This is a genomic window from Arthrobacter pascens (assembly GCF_030815585.1).
GTDB lineage: Bacteria > Actinomycetota > Actinomycetes > Actinomycetales > Micrococcaceae > Arthrobacter > Arthrobacter pascens_A.
In genome coordinates this window covers 413,928-436,645 of sequence record NZ_JAUSWY010000001.1, presented here as the reverse complement: position 1 = coordinate 436,645, position 22,718 = coordinate 413,928, and the positions used below count along the sequence as shown (strand labels likewise).

The following is a 22,718-nucleotide window of genomic DNA, read 5'->3' as shown; positions in this document are numbered from 1 at the left end:
TGAGGGCATGACCTGCCAGTTCGCGCGGGGGTGTAGAGGGCCCTGCGGATCAAACGGCAACCGGCACGGGGTGAATCTCGTCGGCCGGGTGTCCTGTCCGCTCGTGGATACGTTTGACCGCCTCCGCAGAAGGAGCCTCGGAGAGGCAATAGACGACGCCGGCTTCCGGGTCCGCCCATGCCTGTTTGAAATCAACGTTCTCGTCACCCTGGATCTCCACGTCGGCGTCGTGCGCAGCCTTGAGCTGCTCCGCAGTGATACCGATCATGTTGTGGTGAACGTCCATAAATTGCGTCATGACAGCCCCCGATGGGTCCGAGTCCGATGGGATGGGGCTGATGCTACGCCCGCGGCTGCACATGGTCAACGGTGCGGAGGTACGCCTCTGCCAGGGTGCTTTAGTATCCGTTCGCGCCGGTGTGCGTCAGCTGCGGTTGAGTTCGTCCGAGATAGCCCGGGCGGCTTCGCGGAGGAGCGGGACGGCGCGTTCGCCGAAGGACTGGTCCACGCGGGACACCGGGCCGGAGACGGAGATGGCCGTGGGCGTGGGGGCGTTGGGCACGGCCATGGCAAAGCAGCGGACACCCAGTTCCTGCTCCTCCTCGTCAATGGAGTAGCCGCGTTCGCGGATCTTGCCCAGGTCGGCCAGCAGGGAATCGATGTCGCCGATGCTCTTGGCCGTGGGGGTGGGCATGCCGGTGCGGCCCACGATGCCGCGGACCACTTCGTCGTCCAGTTGGGCCAGGATGGCTTTGCCCACACCGGTGTCGTGCGTATGGGCGCGGCGTCCCACCTCGGTGAACATCCGCATCGAGTGCAGGGAGGGCACCTGGGCCACGTAGATGACCATGTCCGAATCGAGCACGGCCATGTTGGAGGTCTCCCCCAGCCGGTCCACCAGGGACTTGAGCTGCGGCCGGGCCACGGCGCCGAGCTGCTTGCTGGCTCCTTCGCCGAGCCGGATCAGCCGGGGGCCCAGGGCGTACCGGCGGTTGGGCAGCTGGCGGATGTAGCCCAGGGTGACCAGGGTGCGCAGGAGCCGGTGGATGGTAGGCAGCGGCAGATCTGTGGAGGAGGAGAGTTCGCTGAGCGTCACGTCGCCGCCGGCGTCAGTAATCAGTTCCAAGAGTTCAAAGACGCGCTCTACGGACTGGACGCCCCCGGGGGCTTTTTCAGCCATGTACCAGTCTCCTGCAGTCGGTTTCCCGACAACTCTTATCCGCATCGTGAAAAGAATTGTCCTAGATGTCCCAAAGATACATCACCATCCGAAGGCAGTCGAAGAGGCCGCCGGGCTTGTGCTTCCACAAAGTAGATAATAATATCCATAATACGAAAATATTGGCAGCGATGGCCCGCCTACCTGCCCGCAGGAGGACCTCAATGGGCTTGATGCCAGTTACATTAGCCCCAGCGTCTTTGACCCCACATTGCGGCTACCGCCCACACCACAGCCTGATTCACCGCCAGATTCGCAGCCAAAGGAAAGGACCAGAAATGGCCATCACCGTCACAGACCCCCGGCCGATCGACCGTGCGGAGGAAATCCTCACCCCCAAAGCGCTGGCATTTGTGGAGGAACTCCACGAACGTTTCGCCGGCACCCGCAATGAACTCCTGGCCGCCCGCGGCGTCAAGCGGCAGCGCGTTGCTGACACCGGCAGGCTGGACTTCCTGCCGGAAACCCAGGAAGTACGCGACGGCGACTGGCAGGTTGCGCCTGCACCTGCGGCGTTGCAGGACCGCAGGGTCGAAATGACCGGCCCGGCCGCGCCGGCCAAGATGGCCATCAACGCGCTGAACTCCGGCGCAAAGGTATGGCTGGCCGACCTGGAGGATGCCAGCACGCCCACCTGGGGCAACGTGGTCGAATCCATCCTGAACCTCCGCGATGCTGCCCAGGGAACGCTGAGCTACACCTCGCCCGAAGGCAAGGAATATACGCTCCGCACCGACGCGCCGCTGGCCGTGGTGGTCGCCCGGCCGAGGGGCTGGCACATGCCGGAGAAGCACCTGCTCATCGACGGCGAACCCGCGGTGGGTGCGCTGGTGGACTTCGGCCTACACTTCTTCCATGTGGCCAAGCAGCTGGTCCTCAACGGTCACGGGCCCTACTACTACCTGCCCAAGATGGAAAGCCATCTGGAGGCCCGGCTCTGGAACGACATCTTCGTCTTCGCCCAGGATTTCCTGGGCCTTCACCAGGGCACCGTCCGCGCCACCGTCCTGATCGAAACCATCCCGGCAGCGTTCGAGATGGACGAGATCCTGTACGAGCTGCGGGACCACGCCTCCGGCCTGAACGCCGGCCGCTGGGACTACCTGTTCAGCATCATCAAGTACTTCCGGGATGCCGGCGAGGAATTTGTGCTCCCGGACCGCGCCTCCGTGGCCATGACGGCTCCGTTCATGCGGGCCTACACCGAGCTGCTGGTCAAGACGTGCCACAAGCGCGGCGCCTTCGCCATGGGAGGCATGGCGGCGGTCATCCCCAACCGCAGGCACCCCGAGGTCACTGAGGCCGCCTTCGCCAAGGTACGCGCGGACAAAACCCGCGAAGCCAATGACGGGTTCGATGGTTCCTGGGTGGCCCACCCGGACCTGGTCCCGACCTGCCGCGAGGTGTTCGACGCCGTTCTCGGCGAGCGCCCCAACCAGCTGGACAAGCAACGCCCCGAAGTTTCGGTCACGGCGGACCAACTGCTGGACATCGCCTCGGCCGACGGCCAGGTCACTGAGGCCGGGCTGCGCCTGAACCTGTACGTCGGCGTCGCCTACACAGCTGCCTGGCTGTCCGGCAACGGTGCGGTGGCCATCCACAACCTCATGGAGGATGCCGCCACGGCAGAAATCTCGCGCTCGCAGGTGTGGCAGCAGATCCGTAACAGATCCGTACTGGCGGACACCGGCAACACGGTGACCCGGGAACTGGTGGAACGCATCCTGGGCGAGGAAACCGAACGCCTCCGCACCGAGTTCGGCGACGAGGCCTTCCGCCGGTACTACGGGCCGGCCAGCAAGCTCATCGCCGGGATCTGCCTGTCCGAGGACTACACGGACTTCCTCACCACCCCCGCCTACGAACTGGTGGGCTGAGCCGTGGCGGTATCGCCCGCGCTCTCGCTTTCCGCGGCGGACACCGCGCATATCGATGCGCAGCTGGCGGCCACGGACCGCTTGCTGGACCGGAACTACCCGGGCGACGACGGCTCCCGCCAGCCCGTCCACACCGTCTACGTTCCGGCCGACCGGTTCACCCCGTCGTTCGCCGCTGACTGGGGTGCCCAGGCACTGGCGACGGCGGCGGCGCACGGCGGGCTGGAACAGCTGGGGCAGCTGCTGGGGCAGGACGCCGGGGTGGCGGAGGCGGTGGGCTCCCGCGTTGAAGCCAAACTGGCAAGCGAACCGATCGAGGACCTCCGGCTGGATTTCGAGGACGGTTTCGGGGACAGGGGCGACGACGCCGAGGACGCGGCAGCGGTTGCCGCGGCCACCGCTGTGGCCATCGCTGTCGCGGCCGGCTCCGCGCCCCCTTTCATCGGGATCCGGTTCAAATGCTTCGAGGCCGCCACCCGGGCCCGCGCACTGCGCACCCTTGACCTGTTCGTGTCAGGCCTGGCTTCGGCCGGCGAATTGCCGGACGGGCTGGTCCTCACCCTGCCCAAGGTCACCACGGTTGCCCAGGTGAAGGCCATGGACTACGCCGTCACGCGGCTGGAGGAAATCCACTCGCTCCCCCCGGGGCGGCTGCGGTTCGAGGTCCAGGTGGAAACGCCGCAACTCATCCTGGGCCCGGAGGGCACCGCTCCCGTCGCACAGCTGCCGCATGTGGTTCCGGGCCGGATCAGCGGGCTCCACTACGGCACCTACGACTACTCTGCGTCACTGCAGATTTCCGCCGAGTACCAGTCCATGGAGCACCCTGTGGCTGACTTCGCCAAGGAGGTCATGCAGCTGGCCGTGGCCGGGACCGGCATCCGGCTGTCGGACGGTTCCACCAACATTCTCCCCGTGGGCGATAACGTGGAGAATGCGTGGCAGCTCCACGGACGCCTGGTCCGGCGTTCCCTGGAACGCGGCTACTACCAGGGCTGGGACCTGCATCCGGCACAGCTGCCCAGCCGCTTCGCAGCCACGTATGCCTTTTACCGGCAGGGGCTGCCCGCCGCCGCGGCACGCCTGCGCAACTATGTGCAGCGGACGGAGGGCGGCGTCATGGACGAACCCGCCACGGCACGCGCGCTCGCCGCATTTGTCCTCCGCGGCGTCCAGTGCGGCGCCGTCGGGGCCGAGGAGGTCCAGGCGCTGGCCGGCGTCGGGCTTGCACGCTTGACCGGGCTGGCGCACCCGCGGATGGCCGCGAAACCCTCCCATCACTCGTCGGCACCGCCGCCTTCAACACCGCAAGGAGCAAACCCATGAGCACCTACTTTTCCCCCGAAGGCGGCCTGCCACCGCAGACCCAGCTCCTCACGGACCGCGCCGTGGTCAAGGAGGCCTACACAGTCATCCCCAAGGGCGTGCTCCGGGACATCGTCACGTCCAACCTCCCGGGCTGGGACAAGACCCGGTCCTGGATCATCGCCCGCCCCATCGCCGGGTTCGCCACCACCTTCAGCCAGCTCATCGTGGAAGTAGCCCCCGGCGGCGGAAGCACCAGGCCCGAAGCCGAGGCCGGCGTCGAAGGCGTCATCTTCCTGACCAAGGGCTCGCTGACCCTGACACTCGACGGTGAGACCCACCGGCTTGAGGCCGGCGGCTACGCCTACCTGGCCGCAGGTTCGGACTGGAAGCTCAGAAACGACGCCCCGGCCGACGGAGAGGCCGCCTCCTTCCACTGGATCCGCAAAGCCTACGAAGTGTTGGAAGGGCATACGGCAAAGTCCTTCGTCACCCGAGACCAGGACGTGGAACCCCGGCCCATGCCCGGAACCAACGGCGCCTGGGCCACCACCAGGTTCGTTGATCCTGACGACCTGGCGCACGACATGCACGTCAACATCGTGACGTTCCAGCCCGGCGCCTCCATCCCCTTCGCCGAAACCCACGTCATGGAGCACGGCCTGTTTGTACTGGAAGGCAAGGCCGTCTACCGCCTCAACGACGACTGGGTGGAGGTGGAGGCTGGCGACTTCATGTGGCTCCGCGCGTTCTGCCCGCAGGCCTGCTACGCGGGCGGTCCCGGCCCGTTCCGATACCTCCTCTACAAGGACGTCAACCGCCAGATCCGCCTCACCTAGCCAAGCCAGACGCCGTGTTCGGCGCGCCGACTCTGCCACAAGGGTTGATCCACAGCGCCAATCGGGGAAGCATACAAGCATGCTGGCTATTGGAACCACGGTTCTTGGTGTGGAGGACGTTCCCCGGTCCACCGCTTTCTGGTGCGACGCCCTGGGCTATGTCCCGCGTGAGGACGGTGATGACACCTGGGTGGTGCTCATCCCGCAGACGGGCGGCGGGGCACGGCTTGCGCTGATGCTCAGCGAGACCCCTGTGCAGGAGCACCCGCGGATCCACCTGGATCTCTACGCGGACAACCAGGACGCCGAGGTGGCCCGCCTTCTCGACCTGGGTGCTACCCGGGTGGACTGGGACCTCTATCCTGACGACCCCGACTTCATTGTGCTGGCTGACCCGGACGGCAACCGCTTCTGCGTAGTGGATGTGGCCCACGCATAGTGCCCGCGACGAAAGGACAGGACTGTGGAATTCTTGCCCCGTACCGCAATCGTCACGGGAAGTGACTCCGGAATCGGCCGTGCCACGGCTGTTGCCCTGGCACAGGCAGGACTGGATGTGGGAGTCACCTGGCACTCGGATGAAGCGGGCGCACGGCACACTGCGGACCAGGTGGCAGCTGCCGGGCAAAGGGCCGTTATCGTACGGTTGGACACCACCGACATCCCCCGCTGCGCCGCGGTCATTGATGAGCTGGCCGATCAGCTGGGCGGAGTGGATGTGTTCGTTAACAATGCAGGTGCGGGCGACGGCCGCGGATTCCTTGACCTCGAGTACCGGACCTGGGCAAGCACGATGGACATCAACCTCAACGGCGCGTTCATCTGCATCCAGGCGGCGGCGCGGCGGATGGTGGCCGCTGGCCGGGGTGGGCGGATCATCGCCGTCACCAGCGTGCACGAATCACAGCCCAAGGTCCATGCGGCAGCCTATGTGGCGGCCAAGCATGGGCTGGGCGGCCTCATCAAGACCATCGCCCTGGAGCTGGCGGAGTTCGGGATTACCGCCAACTCCGTGGCCCCGGGCGCCATTTCCACGCCGATGTCGGGCAAAGAAGGCGACGACCCGCAGCCGGCCATCAACCCCGGCATTCCGCTTGGCCGGTCCGGGAGGGCCAGGGAGGTAGCCGCCGTGGTGGCCTTCCTGGCATCGCCGGCGTCAGCCTACGTCACGGGGGCGTCCTGGGCCGTGGACGGAGGCATGCTTCAAATGGGGCCGATGGCCGGCGCCCACCTTGAGGATGATGCGTGGCGGGAGCGCCACCACGGCTAGGAGGACAAGTCAGCCCCAGGGCCTAAGGACCACCTTGATGCAGCCGTCTTCCTTCTTCTGGAACTTCTCGTACAGCGCCGGGGCTTCATCCAGCGTCCCCCGGTGGGTGACCAGGTCCATCACACCCAGCGGATCGGCGTCGTCCTCGAGGAAAGGAAGCAGTTCATCAGTCCAGCGCCGGACATTGCACTGGCCCATCCGCAGCTGTATCTGCTTATCGAACATGCTAAGCAGCGGCATGGGGCTGGCCTGGCCGCCGTAGACACCGCTGAGCGAGACGGTTCCGCCGCGGCGCACTGCGTCGATCGCTGTATGCAGTGCCGCCAGCCGGTCCACGCCGGCGGTTTCCATGGCTTTCTGCGCGAGCTTGTCCGGCAGCAGCCCCAGCGCCTGGTGGGCAAAACCTGCCGCCGGCGAACCGTGGGCCTCCATGCCGACGGCGTCGAGCACCGCGTCGGGTCCTCTTCCGTCTGTCAGCTCCCGAAGCTCCGCTGCGAGGGTATCGCTGTAATCCACGGTCTCTGCGCCGTGCCGCGCCGCCATCTCGCGCCGCTCCGGAACGGGGTCCACGCCCAGAATGCGCAGGCCACGGACGGCTCCGATGCGGACAGCGAACTGGCCCACCGGGCCCAGGCCCAGCACCGCCAGCGTGCCGCCAGGCGCAACATCGGCGTACTCCACGCCCTGCCAGGCCGTGGGGAGGATATCGGAGAGGAAGAGGTAACGCTCGTCCGGCAACTCCTGCCCGATCTTCACCGGGCCATAGTCGGCATGCGGCACCCGCAGGTACTGGGCCTGGCCGCCCGGGACGGAGCCGTACAGTTCGGAGTACCCGAACAGTGCGGCCCCTGAGCCTTTGCCCCGAACTTGCGTCGTCTCACACTGTGACTGAAGCCCCTGGCGGCACATGTAGCAATGGCCACAGGAAATGTTGAACGGTATGACAACCCGGTCGCCCGTGCGGAGGTTGGTGATACCGTGGCCTACTTCCTCCACTATGCCCATGGGTTCGTGCCCAATAACGTCACCCTTGTGCATGTAGGGCCCCAGCACCTCGTACAGGTGGAGGTCCGAACCGCAGATTGCCGTGGAAGTTATCCGGACGATGGCATCTGTGCGTTCCTGGATTACCGGATCAGGTACGTCTTTCACGCTTACTGAGCGCTTGCCTTGCCACGTAAGTGCCTTCATCGTCTTCCTTTCGTGGTCCGGACGAGCGCCGCTGATTCGACGCTAGCCGCTCTGCGGGACAAAAGTAAGCACACTGATTAAATCCTTGTGGTGGCGGGCCAAGGCTCCTAGCGTAGAGAGGGAAATGTTTCATCAAGAGAGAGGGAAGAGGACCCGCCATGACGCTCTACCAGCCGGAACCAGTTGAGATTTCCACCCGCATGCGCCCCGGCGAATGGACGGAATCCAGCCTGGAGGAGCTGGTCACCACCTACCGGGCGAAGATCCTGGCCATGGGCGCGAGCGTGTCCGAGGTGGTCACTGACGTGGAACGGAACGACGACGGTTCCGTTGAGGTTGCAGTGTCCTGGGCCAAACCCGCCACCGCCGATGAAGGCGTCGTTAATGGCACCGCCGAGAGGAACAACGCTGCCGGCGGCGCGTCCGTCTAGCCCATCAGACCCGGGACTCCAACGAAAGCAACCTGCCGATGGCACCGGCATGGAGGTTCGCCAGAAGATCCCCCGGCCCTTCGTAGACCTCCGCGGCGCCGGCGTCGCGGAGTTCGGCCGCGCTCGTGCCGCCGCAGCTCAGCCCCACCGCCGGAATGTCCAGCGCTGCCGCCGCTTTCATGTCCCACACCGCGTCGCCAACATAGACGGCATTCGCAGCCTCCACCCCGACGGCTTCCAGCGCGGCAACCAGGATGTCCGGCGCAGGCTTGCTGGCCGTGGCATCATCGGCACTGGTGGCCGCATGGATGAAGGCGTCCGCACCCAGAGCCTTCCTGGTGGCCTGCAGGTCCTGTTTGCGCGCAGACGAAGCCAAAGCCACCGCCAGCCCGCCTGCATGGCACTGCGCCAGCAGTTCCTTCGCGCCGCCCAAGGGACGCAGCAAGGGCCAACTGGCGGCAAAGAGGGCAGCGTGGCTGGCCAGGATCACCTCGTCGGCAGACTTGTCACGGCCGGAAGGCAGGAGACTGTCCACCAGGCGGGCTCCGCCCATCCCCACGCACCGGTGGATGGAGGCCATGGGCACATCGTGCCCTTGTTGGCGGAAGGCCTGCCACCACGCGACCGTGTGGATATAGGCAGAGTCCACCAGCGTCCCGTCCACGTCAAAGAGGACCGCCCGCCGTCGTCTGGCGCCCGCCTGGCCATCGCCATGGGACGCCATCAGCTGACCGCGGCCCGCCTGGTTCCGGACAGTTTCTTGGCGCGCAGTGCGGCGATTTCCTTGGCCGACCCAACGGGCCGGACCCGCTCCCTGATGACGGTCCCCGCCCCGTCATGGCTAAGGTCCCTGATCAGGCCCGTGCCGGCGATCTCGCGCGCCATGGCTACACCGGCAACGGCTGCGCGCTTGGTAGGAAAGGTCACCGAGATGGCCATCAGGCTTCCTGAACCATCCAGCATCCTGACCCTGTAGCCACCGTCAGGCGCATCCACGAGTTCGAAATGTCCAGCCATTCCAACCACCCTTCGTCAGTCACGGCGCTGTGCCTTTTGGGAACAACCCCATGAAGTGTTAGTAAGTATACTTACCGATTCTGCCAAGGAGAAGTGCTGCATCCCCTTGCAGGCAACTACGCCACTCTCCCCGACTCCGGGGGAATGGGCATATCGCTCCGGCGAAACGTATCCTGATGCAGCTCCAAGGCGCTGGTCACAAGCCCGAAGTGGCTGAATGCCTGGGGTGTGTTGCCCAATTGCCGGCCTGCCCGGACTGCCCACTCCTCGCTCAGAAGGCCCACATCGTTGCGCAGCTCCAGCAGGCGTTCAAAGAGTTCAACAGATTCCCGACGGCGGCCCGCACCCAGGAGCGCCTCCACCATCCAAAACGAACAGGCAAGGAACACGCCCTCGTCCCCCGGAAGTCCGTCGTCGCTGTCTGCGGGACGGTACCGGAGAACAAAACCGCCTTCGGTCAGCTCGCGCTGGATCGCGTCGATGGTCCCCACGACCTTCGGATCATCCGGGGGCAGGAACCCCACCCGCGGGATGAGCAGGAGGCTGGCATCCAGCTCAGGGCGCCCGTATGCCTGCACGAACGTGTTGCGTGCGGCATCGAAGCCGTTGGCCATGACGTCCCGGTGGATGGTGTCCCGAAGAGCCTCCCAGCGCTCAACAGGACCAGGCAGCCCGGACTCACGGACCCCCTTCACCATCCGGTCCGCGGCAACCCAGGCCATCACCTTGGAGTGCGTGAAATGGCGGCGCGGTCCGCGCATCTCCCAGAGGCCGTTGTCCGGTTGGTCCCAGATGGTTTCCAGGTGCTGCATCAGCGCGACCTGCACGTCCCAGGCCTCATCCGGATGCTTTAGCAGGGAATTGCGCGTCAAGGCCAGGCAGTCCAGGACTTCGCCCCACACGTCCAGCTGCAACTGCTCCGCGGCGCCATTGCCGATCCGCACCGGGGTGGAGTTTTCGTAACCGGCGAGCCAGGGCAGCTCCATCTCCGGAAGCCTCCGTTCACCGTGGATCCCGTACATGATCTGCAGGTCCGCCGGATCCCCCGCCACTGCGCGGAGCAGCCAATCCCGCCAGGCGGCTGCCTCCGCTGTATAGCCCGCGGCCAGGAGCGCCTGCAGCGTCATGGTGGCGTCCCGCAGCCAGCAGTATCGGTAGTCCCAGTTGCGGGGTCCGCCGAGTTGTTCGGGCAGGGACGTGGTCACGGCCGCAACGATGCCGCCCGTCGGTGCGTACGTGAGGGCCTTCAATGTCACCAGTGAGCGCACCACGGCATCCTGGTATTTGCCCTTGACGGTGCATTGGGACGCCCATCCGCGCCAGAATGCCACTGTGGTGCCCAGCACCTCTTCGGCGTCCACGGAGTGCGGGCGCGGGACATGGCTGGGGGCCCAGGTAAGGACGAACGGGACCCGCTCCCCCGCCCGCACCGTGAAGTCGCTTACGCTGCGCATGTCCTCACCGCTGACGGGCGCCTTCGTGACGAAGTAGACGGCGTCCGGGCCGGCGATCGCATGAACGCCCAGCTCATCCTTGCGGACCCATGGCACTATGTGCCCGTAGTCGAACCTCAGCGCCAGCTCGCTGTGCATCCGGACCGTTCCGCTGACGCCTTCCACGATCCGCACGATGTCCGCCACTTCATCCCGCGGCGGCATGAAGTCGATCACGCGGACTGTCCCCTGGGGGGTCTCCCACTCCGTTTCGAGGACAAGTGTCCCGTCCCGGTAGCCCCGCCTGGCGCAGGTGCCGCCACCCTCAGGGGCAAGAAGCCACCGCCCGGCCTCCGGCGTGTCCAGGAGTGCGTTGAAGCAGGCCGGGGAGTCGAACCGCGGAAGGCACAGCCAATCGATGGACCCGGCGGTACTCACCAGGGCAGCAGTGTGGAGATCGCCAACCACCGCGTAATCTTCAATTCGCGCCATTCCCATACATTGCCACATGGATCCTCCGAGGGGCCTCGGAGCAAAGGGGGTGTAGCCTGAAAATACGGTAAAGCAGCTTGCCGAACGGCGTCAGTGCTGGCCTTTTGACCGCCAGAGCGGCCCTACTTGGCCGGCAACACGGGAGGCACCCATGGAACACCCTTCACCGCCCGAAATGGTCTCCGGAAAGGTCCAGGACCTTCTCCTGGACACCCAGGACGTAGGGGACTTTCTCAACGAACTTGCCCGGTATACGGCCGAAGACCTGTCCGGGCCGCGTGGCGAAGTGCTCTGCGGCATCACGTTGCTGCGGCATCGCACGGCGGCCACCGTAGCCAGCAGCGGGGAACGGGCACAGTTGCTGGACGAGCTCCAATACAACTACGACGACGGGCCATGCCTCAGATGCGCCAGGGAGGGCGTCCTGGTGCATATACCTGACTTCAGGACGGAAACGATGTGGCCCGACTACACGGCGGTTGTCCTGGAGCACGGCATCCATTCAGTGCTGGCCGTTCCTTTTGAGCTGTCGGGCGACGAGGCCAGGGCCGGACTCAACCTCTATTCGGACCGGGCCCACGCCTTCGACGCAGAAGCCGTAGAGCACGCGGTCAGTTACGTAGCGCAGGCGTCCAAGGGGCTCCGCCTGGCCGTGAGGCTTGCCCAGCGCTCCGATGCCGCCACGAACCTCAAGGCAGCGCTGGACTCCCGCACCGTGATCGACACCGCCGTGGGCATCATCATCGCCCAGAACCGCTGCAGCCAGGACGAGGCGATCGAGCTCATCAAATCGGCATCAAGCACACGGAACGTGAAACTCAGGGAAGTGGCCGCCGCTATTGTGTACTCCGCCGGCGGCGGTTCACTCAAGACCCACTTCGTCTGACCTTGGCCATCCACATCGGCACATCCGGCTGGAGCTATGACCACTGGGAGAACGTGCTCTATCCGCCGGGGCTTCCGGCCAGGGACCGGCTCCAGCACTATGTTTCCCGCTTCGGCACCGTTGAACTCAACGCGAGTTTCTACCGCTGGCCCAGGGACACGTCGTTCGCCAGCTGGCGCCGTCGGCTCCCCTCCGGCTTCTCGATGTCCGTCAAAGCCCCGCGCGGGCTGACACATGGCAAAAAGCTCTACGCGCCGGAGGTCTGGCTGGAGCGGATTGCCCGCTGCTGGCATGAGCTTGGCGACAAACGCGCCGTCCTGCTGGTCCAGCTGCCGCCCCAGATGGGCCGGGACGATGCCCGGCTGGACTACTTCCTCTCCGCGATGCCGTGGTGGATCCGGGTGGCCGTCGAATTCCGCCATCCCAGCTGGGACCATCCGGACGTATTCGGCCTGCTGGAGCGGCATCAGGCAGCCTACTGCATCATGAGCGGAGCGAATCTCCCGTGCATCCTGAAGACCACGGCTCCGTTTGTCTATGTGCGGCTTCACGGACCGGATCACCAACACCTGTACGGCGGATCCTATTCGGATACGGACCTGCACTGGTGGGCGGACCGGATCCGCGAGTGGTCCGGACGTGGACAGGACGTGTTTGTGTATTTCAATAACGACGGCGGCGGGAACGCCGTGCGGAACGCCGAGACGCTCCGCTGGATCGTCGGCGAAGGCTGAACGTCACGGAAGCATGCCGAAGCTGCTAAACCTGCCCTTCCCCTCCGCACCGCGGGTCGCCCTGTGGCAGAGTGGAGGAATGGACAGGGCTCCGCAGGACTCATCGCAGAACGCACCACAGGTCGCACCGAATGGCACACCACACGGCACAACGGTGTCCGGCAACCAGGTCTTCAGGCTGGCGCACCGGCTTTCCGACGGCGTCAACGTCGCCCGCATGAAGCTGGCCAGGCGGTGGAACTTCGTGCCCCAGACCGTCGCCTACCAAGGCTACGGATCCACCGGCTGGGTCCGGGTGCTGGGCCGCGTCCTGCTCACCAAGAAACCAGCCCCCGGCAGCAGCGCGGAACATGCAGCCCGCAACGGCACGCAGAACGTGCGCGGATGGCGGGCCTTTACCAGCGTTCCCGTGCATTTTACGGATGTGGAAATCACCATCGGCGACGTCGTGACCCGCGTCAAGGCTGACCGGGGCGGGCTCATAGACACCGTGGTGGACGTCCAACTCTCCCCCGGCTGGCACACGGCCGTCCTCCGGGCCGCTGGGACCGACCCCGTGGAGGCGCTCATCAGGGTGATTGCCCCCGATGTGAAGTTCGGCATCGTTTCCGACATCGACGATACGGTGATGGTCACCGCCCTGCCACGTCCTTTCCTGGCCCTGTGGAACACCTTTGTACTGAGCGAACGCGCCAGGATGGCCACTCCCGGGATGGCAGTCCTGCTGGACCGGCTCACCGTTGAACACCCGGACGCCCCGGTGATCTACCTGTCCACGGGCCCCTGGAACGCGGCCCCCACCCTGGGGCGGTTCCTGAACCGCAACATGTATCCGTCCGGCGCCCTCCTGCTCACGGACTGGGGACTGACCCAGGACCGCTGGTTCCGCAGTGGGCAGGACCACAAGCACCGCAACCTGGAACGCCTTGCCAAGGAATTTCCGGACATGCGCTGGCTCCTGATCGGTGACAATGGCCAGCACGACGAGCAAATCTACTCGGGTTTCGCCCGGGAACATGCGGACAAGGTGGCTGCCATCGCCATCCGGCAGCTTTCCATCAGCGAGTCGGTGTTCGCCGGCGGCCACTCCGACGACGGCGACCACAGCACCTCAGTGGTGCCGTGGATCTATTCGCCCGACGGCGCCGGAATGGCGAAGCAGCTCACAACCCTTGATCTCCTCTAGGCTTCTGGCCCGGGAAGCTCCTGCCTGAAGTACGGCCGGCTGGCTAAGCTGTGGCGTCCAGCGCGGGAACGTCGTCGTCCGGCGCTTCCGAATCAGTGGGCTTCGGGCCGATGGCCTTGGCGACGGCGGCGTCCGCCGCCGTGGCCAAGTTCCGTTCCTCGATGAGTTCCTGAAGCCAGAAGTAGGACGCCTTAGGCGTCCTTTCCAGGGTGTCGAAGTCCACATGGAGCAGGCCGAACGGCTGGTTTAAGCCGGCTGACCACTCGAAGTTGTCCAGGAGCGACCACACGTACACACCACGCAGGTCTATAGCCTCAGCTTCTCCGCCCGGCGCCGTGGCCCGCAGCGCAGTTTCGATGTGGTCCGAAAGGTACTTGAGCCTCCGCTCGTCCGGGATGAACGTGTTATTGGTGGACTTGTCGCGGACGATGATGTCCTCGAAGCTGGCGCCGATCTCGGTGAGGATGACGGGCGGCAGGTTGGGGTAGCGCTCTGCCATTTCCTTCAGGGCCACGCCCATGTATTCGGGCTTCACCGGCCAGCCGTAGGCGGTGATGTCCGCTTCGGGCCAGGGCTCAATGTGGAAGGGCGTCCCGCTGCCGGCGGCCGCGGTGAGGTCAGACCCCATGGCTTCCGCCATCCCCGCCGGAACGGCACCGTCACCGGAACCCACCGCCACCTTGGTGGGCATGTAGTAGTTGAGCCCGTAGAAGTCCAGCGGCTGGGAGATGATCAGCATGTCCTCATCCGGGTGGTCAAAGGAGCCAAAGAACTTCGCGGCCCGGATCAGGTCCGGGTATTTGCCTGTGAGCACAGGATCCGCATAAAGCCGGTTCTGCGCGATGTCCATGACGCCGGCGCTCAGCTTGTCCAGGGGATTGATGGTATTGGGAACCATTGGTGAATACACGTTGGACATGCCGATCTCTCCCGGCACCCCCGCCGCCCGCAACGCCTGGACGGCCAGGCCGTGGCCCAGCAGTTGGTGGTGCACAGCGGGTAGGGCATCGAGCAGCAGCGCCTCCCCGGGCGAGTGAAGGCCCAGGGTGTAACCATTGGTGGCGACCGTGGCGGGCTCGTTGATGGTCACCCAGCGCGCTACGCGGTCGCCGTAGGCAGCGGCGGCGATCGCAGCGAACTCCCCGAGACGGTAGGCGGTGTCCCGGTTGAGCCAGCCGCCGGCGTCGTCCAGGGCCAGTGGTGTATCCCAGTGGTAGATGGTCACCATCGGCGAGATGCCGTTGGCCAGCAGTTCGTCCAGGAGACGGTCATAGAAGTCCAGCCCGGCACGATTCACCGGCCCGCTGCCCTTGGGCTGGATGCGCGGCCAGGAGAGCGAGAAGCGGTAGGAGTCCACGCCCAGCTGCTTCATCTGGGCCACGTCATCAGGCATCCGGTGGTAGTGGTCGCTGGCTACGGCGGGGCTGTGGCCGTCCACGATGGCCCCCGGCTTGGCCGAGAACACATCCCAGCCGGCCGGACCGCGGCCGTCCTCGTCGAGCGCGCCCTCGATCTGGAATGCGGACGTGGCAACGCCCAGCGTGAACCCAGGCGGAATGAGTCCAGCCAGGTCCTTGGCGGTGATGTGCATGGAAATCAGCCCTTAACGACGGAGAGAAATGATGCCTGCGGGGTCCTTGGACAACGCGATGTCCGGACCATATCCTCGCATGATTCCCTTGCGCTCCGTGGGCAAGCCGGTGGTCGTTCCCTTGGGCGTGAACATGGCCAACTCCTTTGCTGGGTGCGGAACTGGTAAGTCCCAGAATGACACATGGCCGGACCCCCTGACGAGGGAAAATTTGCGGCCGTAACAGGTGGGCCAGCGGAGGCTCCGGCCGTCGTGTCGACGCCTCCTGCTAGGGTCAGGGGATGGATGAAAAACTGGGGAAGTTCATCGACGATTTTGCCGCGTTGGTCCAGCTGGCGCAGGCCGGAAACCCCCGGCAGCAGGCAGGAAAGCAACTGTTGGAGGCCTTGACGGAGCATCTGGGTGCACCGGCCGAAAGCCTGGCCGTGGTGGTGGAAAACGTCCCGCTTCACCGTTTCGTGGACGCGGACATCCTGATGGCGGAGTTCGCCGCCCAGGACCCGGACAGCCGGCTGGTGGGGATCGGCGGCGGCGGCCAGCGGCACCACCAGTCCCTGAGTGACATGGTGCAGCAGTCCCAGCTCTTCCCGCAGTTTCCGTTGTCGCAGCCTGACTACACCAACCTGGCGGTGGGACCTGAAAAGCAGCGCCAGGCAGTGGCGCTGGGTCTTTGGCTCTTCACCTTTGCCGGCTACCCCATGGCCGTCCTGCAGCGCGACGCGGACCCGCGTTCCGGGCGCCCGTCCGCATCCCTGGAACTGTTGGCGGCGGATCCGCAAGCCGGCTCGGACTTCCTGGCCGAGTACCGCAGCCGGATGGAGAGCCAAAGCGTGCTCAAGGGCCAGATCATCTCGCTGACCACGGCAGAATACGGGCCAAGCAGCGCCGGGGTCACCTTCCACCACCGCCCCAATCTGCCGGCTTCGGACGTCATCCTTCCCGGTGGGCTCCTGCAGAAGGTGGCGGACCATACTGTGGGCATCGCAACCCACCGCGAATCCCTCAAGCGCCACGGCCAGCACCTCAAGCGGGGCATCCTGCTTTACGGCCGGCCTGGAACCGGCAAGACACATACGGTGCGTTACCTGCTGAGCCAGAGCGAAGGGGCGACGGCGATCCTCCTCTCAGGCGGTTCGCTCGCAAGGATCTCGGACGCGGCGCGCATGGCCAGGGCGCTGCAGCCCTCGATTGTGGTCCTGGAGGACTGCGACCTGATCGCCGAAGACAGGAGCTTCGGGCACGGACCGCAGCCGCTGCTTTTTGACGTGCTGGATGCCATGGACGGGCTGGACAACGACGCCGACGTCGCATTTGTCCTCACCACGAACCGGCCTGACTTGCTGGAGCGCGCCCTGGCGCAGCGCCCCGGCCGGGTGGACCTGGCCGTGGAAATCCCGCTCCCGGCCTTGGAGGAACGGGTGGGTCTGCTGAAGCTGTACGGGCGGCAGGTGGCTTTCAGCGCCGAAGCACTGGACGCCGCCGCCGAGCAGACCGCCGGCACCACCGCCTCATTCGCCCGGGAGTTGGTCCGGCGGGCGGTGGTGGCAGCGGCGTTGGACAGCATCCCGGCGTCCGATGCCCATTTGGCCGCCGCGGTGGAGGACCTGATGGCCGACGCCGAATCCCTCACCCGCAGCCTGCTGGGCAGCGGCGAACCGGCGAGGGCCGCAGACCTCCCCGCGCTCGGCTGACGGAACGTTTACTGCGAGCCGAACAGGAACTCCTTGGCATGTGCCACGGCTTTCCTGAAGGCATCGTTCCGGAGCGTCGCGAGGTGTTCGGTGTCGCCGTCCGCTGGTTCGAGATAACCGGTGTAACCGGGCCGGAGCACCCAGATGTCTCCGGCAGGCGGGAGGTAGAAAACGCCGAAGGAACGCTGCTGCCCCTCCTCGGACGTCCACACGGGAACAACTGCCAGTGCTGCGCCGGTGGAGGGGTTGATCCATTGGGCGCGGGGAACGGGCTCCTCGTGCGCTTCAGGGTCCAGGAAGGGGGCAGTCCCCTGGCCCCAGCGTTCTTCGAAACGTTCATGGAACGCGGGAATCAGGTGGGAATCGTAGCGACGCCACTCGCTCATGGTTTTGTCCGCCTCATGGTTTTGTCCGCCTCCTTGCGGTTGTGGCTGCCTCGGCTGTTGCTGCATCACACCCATGGTCCGCTTTCCCAGCGCACCGGGGTGATCCGGATGGTGTGGGCGGAAGGTTCGGCCTGGCTGTGTACCTTCCGGACCGGGACGCTGTGCGGAGCGGCGCCGCTTTCCTCCTGCCCCGCGATAGTTCGATCGTAGGCTTCCCGCCGTTCTGGATCGCGGAGGACGGAGAACGCCTGCATGATCATCAGCAGCTCATTGTCTTTTACCCCGCGGTCCACTGCTGCGCCGCCCCCTGCGCCGCCGTCGACGTCCGGGTGGTGGGTGCGCATCAGTGTCCGGTAGGCACGCGAGATCTCCTGCTGCGTGGCCCCGGGTTCTACACGCAGTGCAGCATAGTAGTCCGGAAAGCTGTCCATATCTGGGCCCTTCACCAGCGGACGACGGCGGGCGCAGGCACGACGTCACGCTGCCTGCGCCCGCACCGAACCGGCTAGGTTCCGATCTCGTGCATCTGCTCCTGCTTGGTTTCGATTTCGATCTTGCGCGGCTTGGCCTGTTCCGCCACGGGGATCCGCAGCGTCAGAACGCCCTGGTCGTAACTGGCCTTGATATTGTCCGTATCCAGCGTGTCGCCGAGGATGAGCTGCCGGCTGAAAACACCGCGCGGACGCTCCGAGGCCACCAGTTCGATATTGGGCTGCGTGGGGTCCTGGCGCTCCGCCCTGACCGTCAGTACATTGCGCTCGACGTTCAGGTCCACGGAGTCCACCTTGACACCCGGAAGGTCGAACGCGACCACAAATTCGCCGTCTTCCTGCCACGCGTCCATGGGCATGGCCGCCGGCCGGGCCGCTGTACCAAAGACCTGCTGGGTGAGCCGGTCCAGCTCACGGAACGGGTCCGTACGCATCAACATCATTTCCTACTCCTTCAGTTCCTAGATGTTGAAATCCAGTCATATCCACGTCGTTATCTATGGTGGTGGATATAGATTTTTTATAGCACCAGTGGGAAACTGAGGCAAGACCGCACGAAGGATTCTTGAGAAGGATTTTTGGAGAAGACATGACAGACGGTTCATCAGGGCGGTTGCCGGAACCCAGGGCAGGGCGTGCGCTGTACGCCATCTCGGTGGCAGCCAAGCTGGCGGGAACAGGACAGCAGAACATCCGGCTCTATGAAACCAGGGGCCTGCTCACTCCGGTCCGCACGTCTGGCGGCACCCGCCAGTACAGCGATTCGGACATAGCCATGCTGCTGCATATCGGAGAACTCTTGGACCAGGGACTCAACCTGGCAGGAGTAGCCAAGGTCCTGGAACTTGAGGCAGCGAACGCCAAACTGCACCGCGCACTCAAACGTGCGCGGTCACGTCCGGGGACCTAGCCAGGGACTGGCACGCTCAAACCGGGCCCCGCCCACCGGCCAGCAGGTATGACTCCTCGAGCAGTTCGGCGAGTTCATCCGCGCCCACCCTTTCCAGGCGGATCAGCACCAGCTGGGGCGAACGCTGGTGGTGCGGCGTCCAGAAGTAGGTTTGAGGATCGGTACCGGCGAGGGCTTCACGCTCTTCCGTTTTGACCGTAAGGATGCCGTCTTCCCAGATGCGGGCCATGAGGGTCTTGGCAAACCAGGCGGGCTGGTTCCAGCTGCTGCGCTCAGTAACCCCCGGCAATGCCAGGCAGGCCCGGCGAACGTCCTCTTCGGTTGCCATGTGGCCTCAGTCCCCCGGCGCGTCTGCCTTGGAGAGCTCACCCGTGATCCGTTCGCCGGGGATCCGGGCAGTCCGCCACGTGTCCAGCGCAATGGCGGCTCCCAGGATGACGAGCGACAGGAAGATGGATGCCAGGGCGTCACTCACCCAGTGGTAGCCCAGGTAAAGCCGGCTTATCGAGGCGAGGAGAATCCCGATGCCGGCACCCACAAAGCCGATGACGGCCGCCCGCGGGTTTTCGCGCCGGGAGAAAATCAGGAACGCAGTGACCAACAGGAAGTCGCAGGCGCCCAGGACATGGCCGGAGGGGAACGAAAAGGTGTGGTCGGCTCCGAACAGCATCAGCTCCAGGGGCGGCCGGGACCGCCTGACGATCGGCAGGATGATCTGCGACACCAGAACGCCGGTAAGCATGGCGGCCGCAAGGACAATGGGGCGCCAGGCGTGCCTTGCTGCGAACCCCCACACGACGGTGACCACCAGCACAATGATCGGCAGGGCAATGGGCCCGAAGATCACAGCCAGGAAGATCATCACGCCGGTCAGCGGCTCCGAGCGGAGCGTAAGAAGCCAGTTGCGGGAGGATTCATCCGCTGCGGAAAGCCCGCTCCACTGCAGGAAACCCACCAAGGTGGCAATGAACAGGCCCGTGCCCAAGCCCATGAGGACCACCGCGGTCCGGTACAGGCCCCTGCGCGCGTCGGGGTCCATATAACGTTCCTCCACCACGAACTTGTCATGGAAGACACGCCACCAGCTAGCGTTCTTGCCCGAAGCGCCGGACTTTCCTGTTCCCGACCGCTCTGCCACTGTGATTCCGTCCTGCGTCGTTGATGACTCTCCTAACGTGAAGATTACAGCGGACCGCCCGCGGTAGCCTGACTGAATGGGCGTGATGAATGAACTGATCAACAGGCAGGGCGTTGAATCGCTCACGGAAATCCTCGCCGCGGCCGCACCGGGAACGCCCTGGCCTCACGTGTCTGCTGCCGCCGCCACACTGGGCGGCATGAGCCTGCGCCAACGCACGGACCATGTTAGCCACGCGCTGCTCACAGAGCTTCACGGGCTGCCCGGACCGGGCTACACGACGGCGGCACGCATGTTCCGCAGGGCCCTGTCCCTCCCCGGCTTCACTGGCTGGATCCTGTGGCCGGTGTCCGAAGCGGCAGTCACCCTGGCACTGGAGTCGGGCACAGCAGAAGATTTCGACGACTGCCTGGTACTGCTCACCGAGTTGACGCCCCGGCTCACCGGCGAGTTCGCCATCCGCCGCCTGCTGGCCCGGGATCCGGACCGTGCACTGAAGGCCATCCTGATCTGGACAGCCCACCCTGATGAGCACGTCCGGCGCCTGGCCAGCGAGGGGACGCGGGCCTATCTTCCATGGGCCGTGCGGGTTCCCGGGTTGGTTCAGCGCCCCGAAGCAACCGTTCCCATCCTGGACGCCCTCTACCGGGATCCCTCCGAGTATGTGCGGCGGTCAGTAGCCAACCACCTCAACGATCTGGCCCGGCACGCACCCGGGACTGTGGTGATGACAGCGGCAGCCTGGCTGGCCGCACCCGACGCCAATACCGCGTGGGTGGTCAGGCACGGACTGCGAACCCTCATCAAGAACGCACATCCGGGCGCGCTTTCGCTGCAGGGGTTCGCCCCGGCGTCGGTCGCGGTGACTGCGCCCCGGCTTGACCGGCAGGTGGTGAAGATGCCGGCGGAACTTGTGTTCGACTTCGACATCTCCAACACTGGCACCGAGGACGTACGGCTCGCCGTGGATTATGTGGTCCACTACCTCAAAGCCAACGGCAGCCAGGCCGCCAAGGTCTTCAAGATAACCACACTTACCCTGGCCGCGGGCGAGACCAAAGCACTCTCAAAGCGCCATCTGTTCAGGCCCATGACCACCAGGGTGCATCATCCGGGCGTGCATTCCCTGGAGGTGCAGATCAACGGTGTCCGCCACGCACGCACTGACTTCCTGGTGCAACTGTGACGGCCCAGGCAGCCCTGCCACTGCGCCGTTGCTAAAAAGTGATTTGACTCACATCGGCAGCAGGTAGTAAGCTCGCAGTTGTTAGCGCTAACAGTACTAACAACCTTAGAGGATCCGCAACAAGGCCTGGGAGGGAGTACGGCTCCCTGCCGGCCCGCGGCTCCTTGGATGCCTGGGGACTCCGGACCGGGGCATCAAAATGACCAGGTAATACTGGCCGCCCCACTCTCTCGGTAAGCGCAGATGCTTGCCGACTTAGCAACACTTCGCGGACTTAGCGGCCCGCGGAAGGAGAAATAAACGTGAGAATTAAGAAACTCCTGGGCGCCGTCGCCGTCGTCCTCGCAGTCACTGTGGGGGCCACTGGTTGCGGAAGCCGAGGCGGCGAAGCCGCATCCACTGCCAGCGCCAATCCCAGCGATTCACTGGTGGGCATTTCGATGCCCACGCAGACGTCCGAGCGCTGGATCGCCGATGGCGGCAACGTCGAGAAGTCGCTGAAGGAACTGGGCTACAAGACTGACCTTCAGTTCGCCAACGACGACATCCCCACGCAGGTTTCTCAGATCGAGAACATGCTGACCAAGGGCGCCAAGGCGCTGATTATCGCCGCGATCGACGGCACCACCCTCACCGATGTCCTGGCCAAGGCGAAGGAATCGAACGTCAAGGTCATCGCCTATGACCGCCTCATCAACGGCACCCCCAACGTGGACTACTACACCACCTTCGACAACTACACGGTGGGCGTCCAGCAGGCAACCTCCCTGCTGACTGGTCTTGGCCTGGTTGATGCCAGCGGCAAGAAGGTGGACGGCAAGGGTCCGTTCAATGTCGAGCTCTTCGCCGGCAGCCCGGATGACAACAACGCCAACTTCTTCTGGACCGGCGCCATGGACACGCTTAAGCCGTTCTTGGATGCAGGCACCCTGAAGGTCCCCAGCGGCCAGACCAAGTTCGAGCAGGCAGCCATCCTGCGCTGGCAGGCTCCCGTAGCCCAGAAGCGCATGGAAGACATCCTGACCGCGGCGTACAGCTCCGGCACCAAGCTCGACGGCGTTCTGTCCCCGTACGACGGACTCTCCATCGGCATTATCTCGGCGCTGACCAGCACCGGCGGCTACGCCAAGGGCAGCCTGCCTGTCGTCACCGGACAGGACGCTGAGAAGGGCTCCGTGAAGTCCATCATCGCCGGCGAGCAGTACTCCACCATCTTCAAGGACACCCGCCAGCTCGGCGCGCAGGCCGTGAAAATGGTCGACGCCGTCCTGAAGGGCCAGGAGCCTGAAACCAACGACACCAAGACCTACGACAACAAGGTCAAGGTTGTTCCGGCCTACCTGCTGAAGTCCGTCATCATCACGAAGGACAACTACAAGAAGGAACTCATAGACTCGGGTTACTACACCGACGCTGACGTGAAATAAACAAACGTCACGGGGTTG

Annotated in this window: 26 protein-coding genes; 13 read left to right on the top strand and 13 right to left on the bottom strand. The window is 65.1% G+C overall.

Going from position 1 to position 22,718, the window contains the following annotated elements:
• Positions 1 to 49: 49 nt before the first annotated feature.
• The gene (locus tag QFZ30_RS02100; RefSeq protein ID WP_307073032.1) at positions 50 to 298 is read right to left on the bottom strand and encodes an SCO4226 family nickel-binding protein; all 249 of its coding nucleotides are present in this window, start codon (positions 296 to 298) and stop codon (positions 50 to 52) included.
• A gap of 126 nt (positions 299 to 424) precedes the next feature.
• Positions 425 to 1,180 (bottom strand): IclR family transcriptional regulator, encoded by a 756-nt coding sequence (locus QFZ30_RS02095; RefSeq protein ID WP_307073031.1) that lies wholly within the window; start codon positions 1,178 to 1,180, stop codon positions 425 to 427.
• Positions 1,181 to 1,497: 317 nt separating this feature from the next.
• Here QFZ30_RS02095 and aceB point away from each other — a divergent pair, with 317 nt between their 5' ends.
• The 5 genes from aceB to QFZ30_RS02070 all read left to right on the top strand — a co-directional run bounded on the left by aceB (position 1,498) and on the right by QFZ30_RS02070 (position 6,510).
• Entirely contained in the window at positions 1,498 to 3,096 is a 1,599-nt protein-coding gene (gene aceB / locus QFZ30_RS02090) for a malate synthase A (protein ID WP_307073029.1), read from the top strand.
• Positions 3,097 to 3,099: 3 nt separating this feature from the next.
• On the top strand, positions 3,100 to 4,422 hold the full coding sequence (locus QFZ30_RS02085) for a DUF6986 family protein (protein WP_307073027.1): 1,323 nt from the start codon (positions 3,100 to 3,102) through the stop codon (positions 4,420 to 4,422).
• Positions 4,419 to 5,240 (top strand): bifunctional allantoicase/(S)-ureidoglycine aminohydrolase, encoded by an 822-nt coding sequence (locus tag QFZ30_RS02080; RefSeq protein ID WP_307073025.1) that lies wholly within the window; start codon positions 4,419 to 4,421, stop codon positions 5,238 to 5,240. Before QFZ30_RS02085 ends, QFZ30_RS02080 begins: the two co-directional genes overlap by 4 nt.
• Positions 5,241 to 5,319: 79 nt before the next feature.
• Positions 5,320 to 5,679 (top strand): VOC family protein, encoded by a 360-nt coding sequence (locus QFZ30_RS02075; RefSeq protein ID WP_307073023.1) that lies wholly within the window; start codon positions 5,320 to 5,322, stop codon positions 5,677 to 5,679.
• 24 nt (positions 5,680 to 5,703) lie between these two features.
• Positions 5,704 to 6,510, top strand: a complete 807-nt coding sequence (locus tag QFZ30_RS02070; protein WP_307073021.1) for an SDR family oxidoreductase — start codon at positions 5,704 to 5,706, stop codon at positions 6,508 to 6,510.
• A gap of 9 nt (positions 6,511 to 6,519) precedes the next feature.
• On the opposite strand, the gene QFZ30_RS02065 is transcribed toward QFZ30_RS02070, so the two are convergent.
• On the bottom strand, positions 6,520 to 7,701 hold the full coding sequence (locus QFZ30_RS02065) for a zinc-dependent alcohol dehydrogenase (RefSeq protein ID WP_307073019.1): 1,182 nt from the start codon (positions 7,699 to 7,701) through the stop codon (positions 6,520 to 6,522).
• A gap of 158 nt (positions 7,702 to 7,859) precedes the next feature.
• On the opposite strand from QFZ30_RS02065, the gene QFZ30_RS02060 reads away from it, so the two are divergent.
• Positions 7,860 to 8,132 (top strand): hypothetical protein, encoded by a 273-nt coding sequence (locus tag QFZ30_RS02060; protein WP_307073017.1) that lies wholly within the window; start codon positions 7,860 to 7,862, stop codon positions 8,130 to 8,132.
• 4 nt (positions 8,133 to 8,136) lie between these two features.
• Here the strand turns inward: QFZ30_RS02060 and QFZ30_RS02055 are convergent, their stop codons facing one another.
• The 3 genes from QFZ30_RS02055 to QFZ30_RS02045 all read right to left on the bottom strand — a co-directional run bounded on the left by QFZ30_RS02055 (position 8,137) and on the right by QFZ30_RS02045 (position 11,074).
• Positions 8,137 to 8,856 carry an HAD family hydrolase gene (locus QFZ30_RS02055; protein WP_307073015.1) on the bottom strand — a complete coding sequence of 240 codons (720 nt, stop codon included), beginning with the start codon at positions 8,854 to 8,856 and terminating at the stop codon, positions 8,137 to 8,139.
• Entirely contained in the window at positions 8,856 to 9,149 is a 294-nt protein-coding gene (locus QFZ30_RS02050) for a hypothetical protein (protein WP_307073013.1), read from the bottom strand. Before QFZ30_RS02050 ends, QFZ30_RS02055 begins: the two co-directional genes overlap by 1 nt.
• Before the next feature lie 116 nt (positions 9,150 to 9,265).
• Positions 9,266 to 11,074 (bottom strand): glycoside hydrolase family 15 protein, encoded by a 1,809-nt coding sequence (locus QFZ30_RS02045; protein WP_307073012.1) that lies wholly within the window; start codon positions 11,072 to 11,074, stop codon positions 9,266 to 9,268.
• 151 nt (positions 11,075 to 11,225) lie between these two features.
• On the opposite strand from QFZ30_RS02045, the gene QFZ30_RS02040 reads away from it, so the two are divergent.
• The 3 genes from QFZ30_RS02040 to QFZ30_RS02030 all read left to right on the top strand — a co-directional run bounded on the left by QFZ30_RS02040 (position 11,226) and on the right by QFZ30_RS02030 (position 13,880).
• Positions 11,226 to 11,960 (top strand): GAF and ANTAR domain-containing protein, encoded by a 735-nt coding sequence (locus QFZ30_RS02040; protein WP_307073010.1) that lies wholly within the window; start codon positions 11,226 to 11,228, stop codon positions 11,958 to 11,960.
• Between the two features lie 2 nt (positions 11,961 to 11,962).
• Positions 11,963 to 12,694, top strand: a complete 732-nt coding sequence (locus QFZ30_RS02035; protein WP_307073008.1) for a DUF72 domain-containing protein — start codon at positions 11,963 to 11,965, stop codon at positions 12,692 to 12,694.
• A gap of 79 nt (positions 12,695 to 12,773) precedes the next feature.
• Complete coding sequence (locus tag QFZ30_RS02030; protein ID WP_307073006.1) at positions 12,774 to 13,880, top strand: App1 family protein; 1,107 nt, start codon at positions 12,774 to 12,776, stop codon at positions 13,878 to 13,880.
• A 43-nt stretch (positions 13,881 to 13,923) separates the two neighbouring features.
• On the opposite strand, the gene QFZ30_RS02025 is transcribed toward QFZ30_RS02030, so the two are convergent.
• Positions 13,924 to 15,471, bottom strand: coding sequence for a glycoside hydrolase family 1 protein (locus QFZ30_RS02025; RefSeq protein WP_307073005.1), 1,548 nt, complete (start codon positions 15,469 to 15,471; stop codon positions 13,924 to 13,926).
• A gap of 12 nt (positions 15,472 to 15,483) precedes the next feature.
• On the bottom strand, positions 15,484 to 15,606 hold the full coding sequence (locus QFZ30_RS02020; RefSeq protein WP_307073003.1) for a hypothetical protein: 123 nt from the start codon (positions 15,604 to 15,606) through the stop codon (positions 15,484 to 15,486).
• Positions 15,607 to 15,752: 146 nt separating this feature from the next.
• Between QFZ30_RS02020 and QFZ30_RS02015 the strand changes: the two genes are divergently transcribed.
• Complete coding sequence (locus QFZ30_RS02015; RefSeq protein WP_307073001.1) at positions 15,753 to 17,162, top strand: AAA family ATPase; 1,410 nt, start codon at positions 15,753 to 15,755, stop codon at positions 17,160 to 17,162.
• 8 nt (positions 17,163 to 17,170) lie between these two features.
• Here the strand turns inward: QFZ30_RS02015 and QFZ30_RS02010 are convergent, their stop codons facing one another.
• The 3 genes from QFZ30_RS02010 to QFZ30_RS02000 form a co-directional block, all read right to left on the bottom strand.
• Complete coding sequence (locus tag QFZ30_RS02010) at positions 17,171 to 17,548, bottom strand: hypothetical protein (protein ID WP_307072999.1); 378 nt, start codon at positions 17,546 to 17,548, stop codon at positions 17,171 to 17,173.
• Between the two features lie 65 nt (positions 17,549 to 17,613).
• A complete protein-coding gene (locus tag QFZ30_RS02005; RefSeq protein WP_307072997.1) occupies positions 17,614 to 17,979 on the bottom strand; it encodes a J domain-containing protein in 366 nt (121 codons plus the stop codon).
• 74 nt (positions 17,980 to 18,053) lie between these two features.
• Positions 18,054 to 18,479 (bottom strand): Hsp20/alpha crystallin family protein, encoded by a 426-nt coding sequence (locus QFZ30_RS02000; RefSeq protein WP_307079982.1) that lies wholly within the window; start codon positions 18,477 to 18,479, stop codon positions 18,054 to 18,056.
• Between the two features lie 149 nt (positions 18,480 to 18,628).
• Between QFZ30_RS02000 and QFZ30_RS01995 the strand changes: the two genes are divergently transcribed.
• Positions 18,629 to 18,949: a MerR family transcriptional regulator gene (locus QFZ30_RS01995; protein ID WP_307072995.1), complete on the top strand. Its 321-nt coding sequence runs from the start codon at positions 18,629 to 18,631 to the stop codon at positions 18,947 to 18,949.
• Between the two features lie 16 nt (positions 18,950 to 18,965).
• On the opposite strand, the gene QFZ30_RS01990 is transcribed toward QFZ30_RS01995, so the two are convergent.
• Both QFZ30_RS01990 and QFZ30_RS01985 read right to left on the bottom strand, forming a co-directional pair.
• On the bottom strand, positions 18,966 to 19,277 hold the full coding sequence (locus QFZ30_RS01990) for an MmcQ/YjbR family DNA-binding protein (protein WP_307072993.1): 312 nt from the start codon (positions 19,275 to 19,277) through the stop codon (positions 18,966 to 18,968).
• Between the two features lie 6 nt (positions 19,278 to 19,283).
• The gene (locus QFZ30_RS01985; RefSeq protein ID WP_373462799.1) at positions 19,284 to 20,087 is read right to left on the bottom strand and encodes a phosphatase PAP2 family protein; all 804 of its coding nucleotides are present in this window, start codon (positions 20,085 to 20,087) and stop codon (positions 19,284 to 19,286) included.
• Between the two features lie 76 nt (positions 20,088 to 20,163).
• On the opposite strand from QFZ30_RS01985, the gene QFZ30_RS01980 reads away from it, so the two are divergent.
• Both QFZ30_RS01980 and chvE read left to right on the top strand, forming a co-directional pair.
• Entirely contained in the window at positions 20,164 to 21,273 is a 1,110-nt protein-coding gene (locus QFZ30_RS01980) for a DNA alkylation repair protein (RefSeq protein ID WP_307072991.1), read from the top strand.
• 302 nt (positions 21,274 to 21,575) lie between these two features.
• Positions 21,576 to 22,700, top strand: coding sequence for a multiple monosaccharide ABC transporter substrate-binding protein (chvE, locus tag QFZ30_RS01975; RefSeq protein WP_307072989.1), 1,125 nt, complete (start codon positions 21,576 to 21,578; stop codon positions 22,698 to 22,700).
• The last annotated feature ends 18 nt before the right edge of the window (positions 22,701 to 22,718 follow it).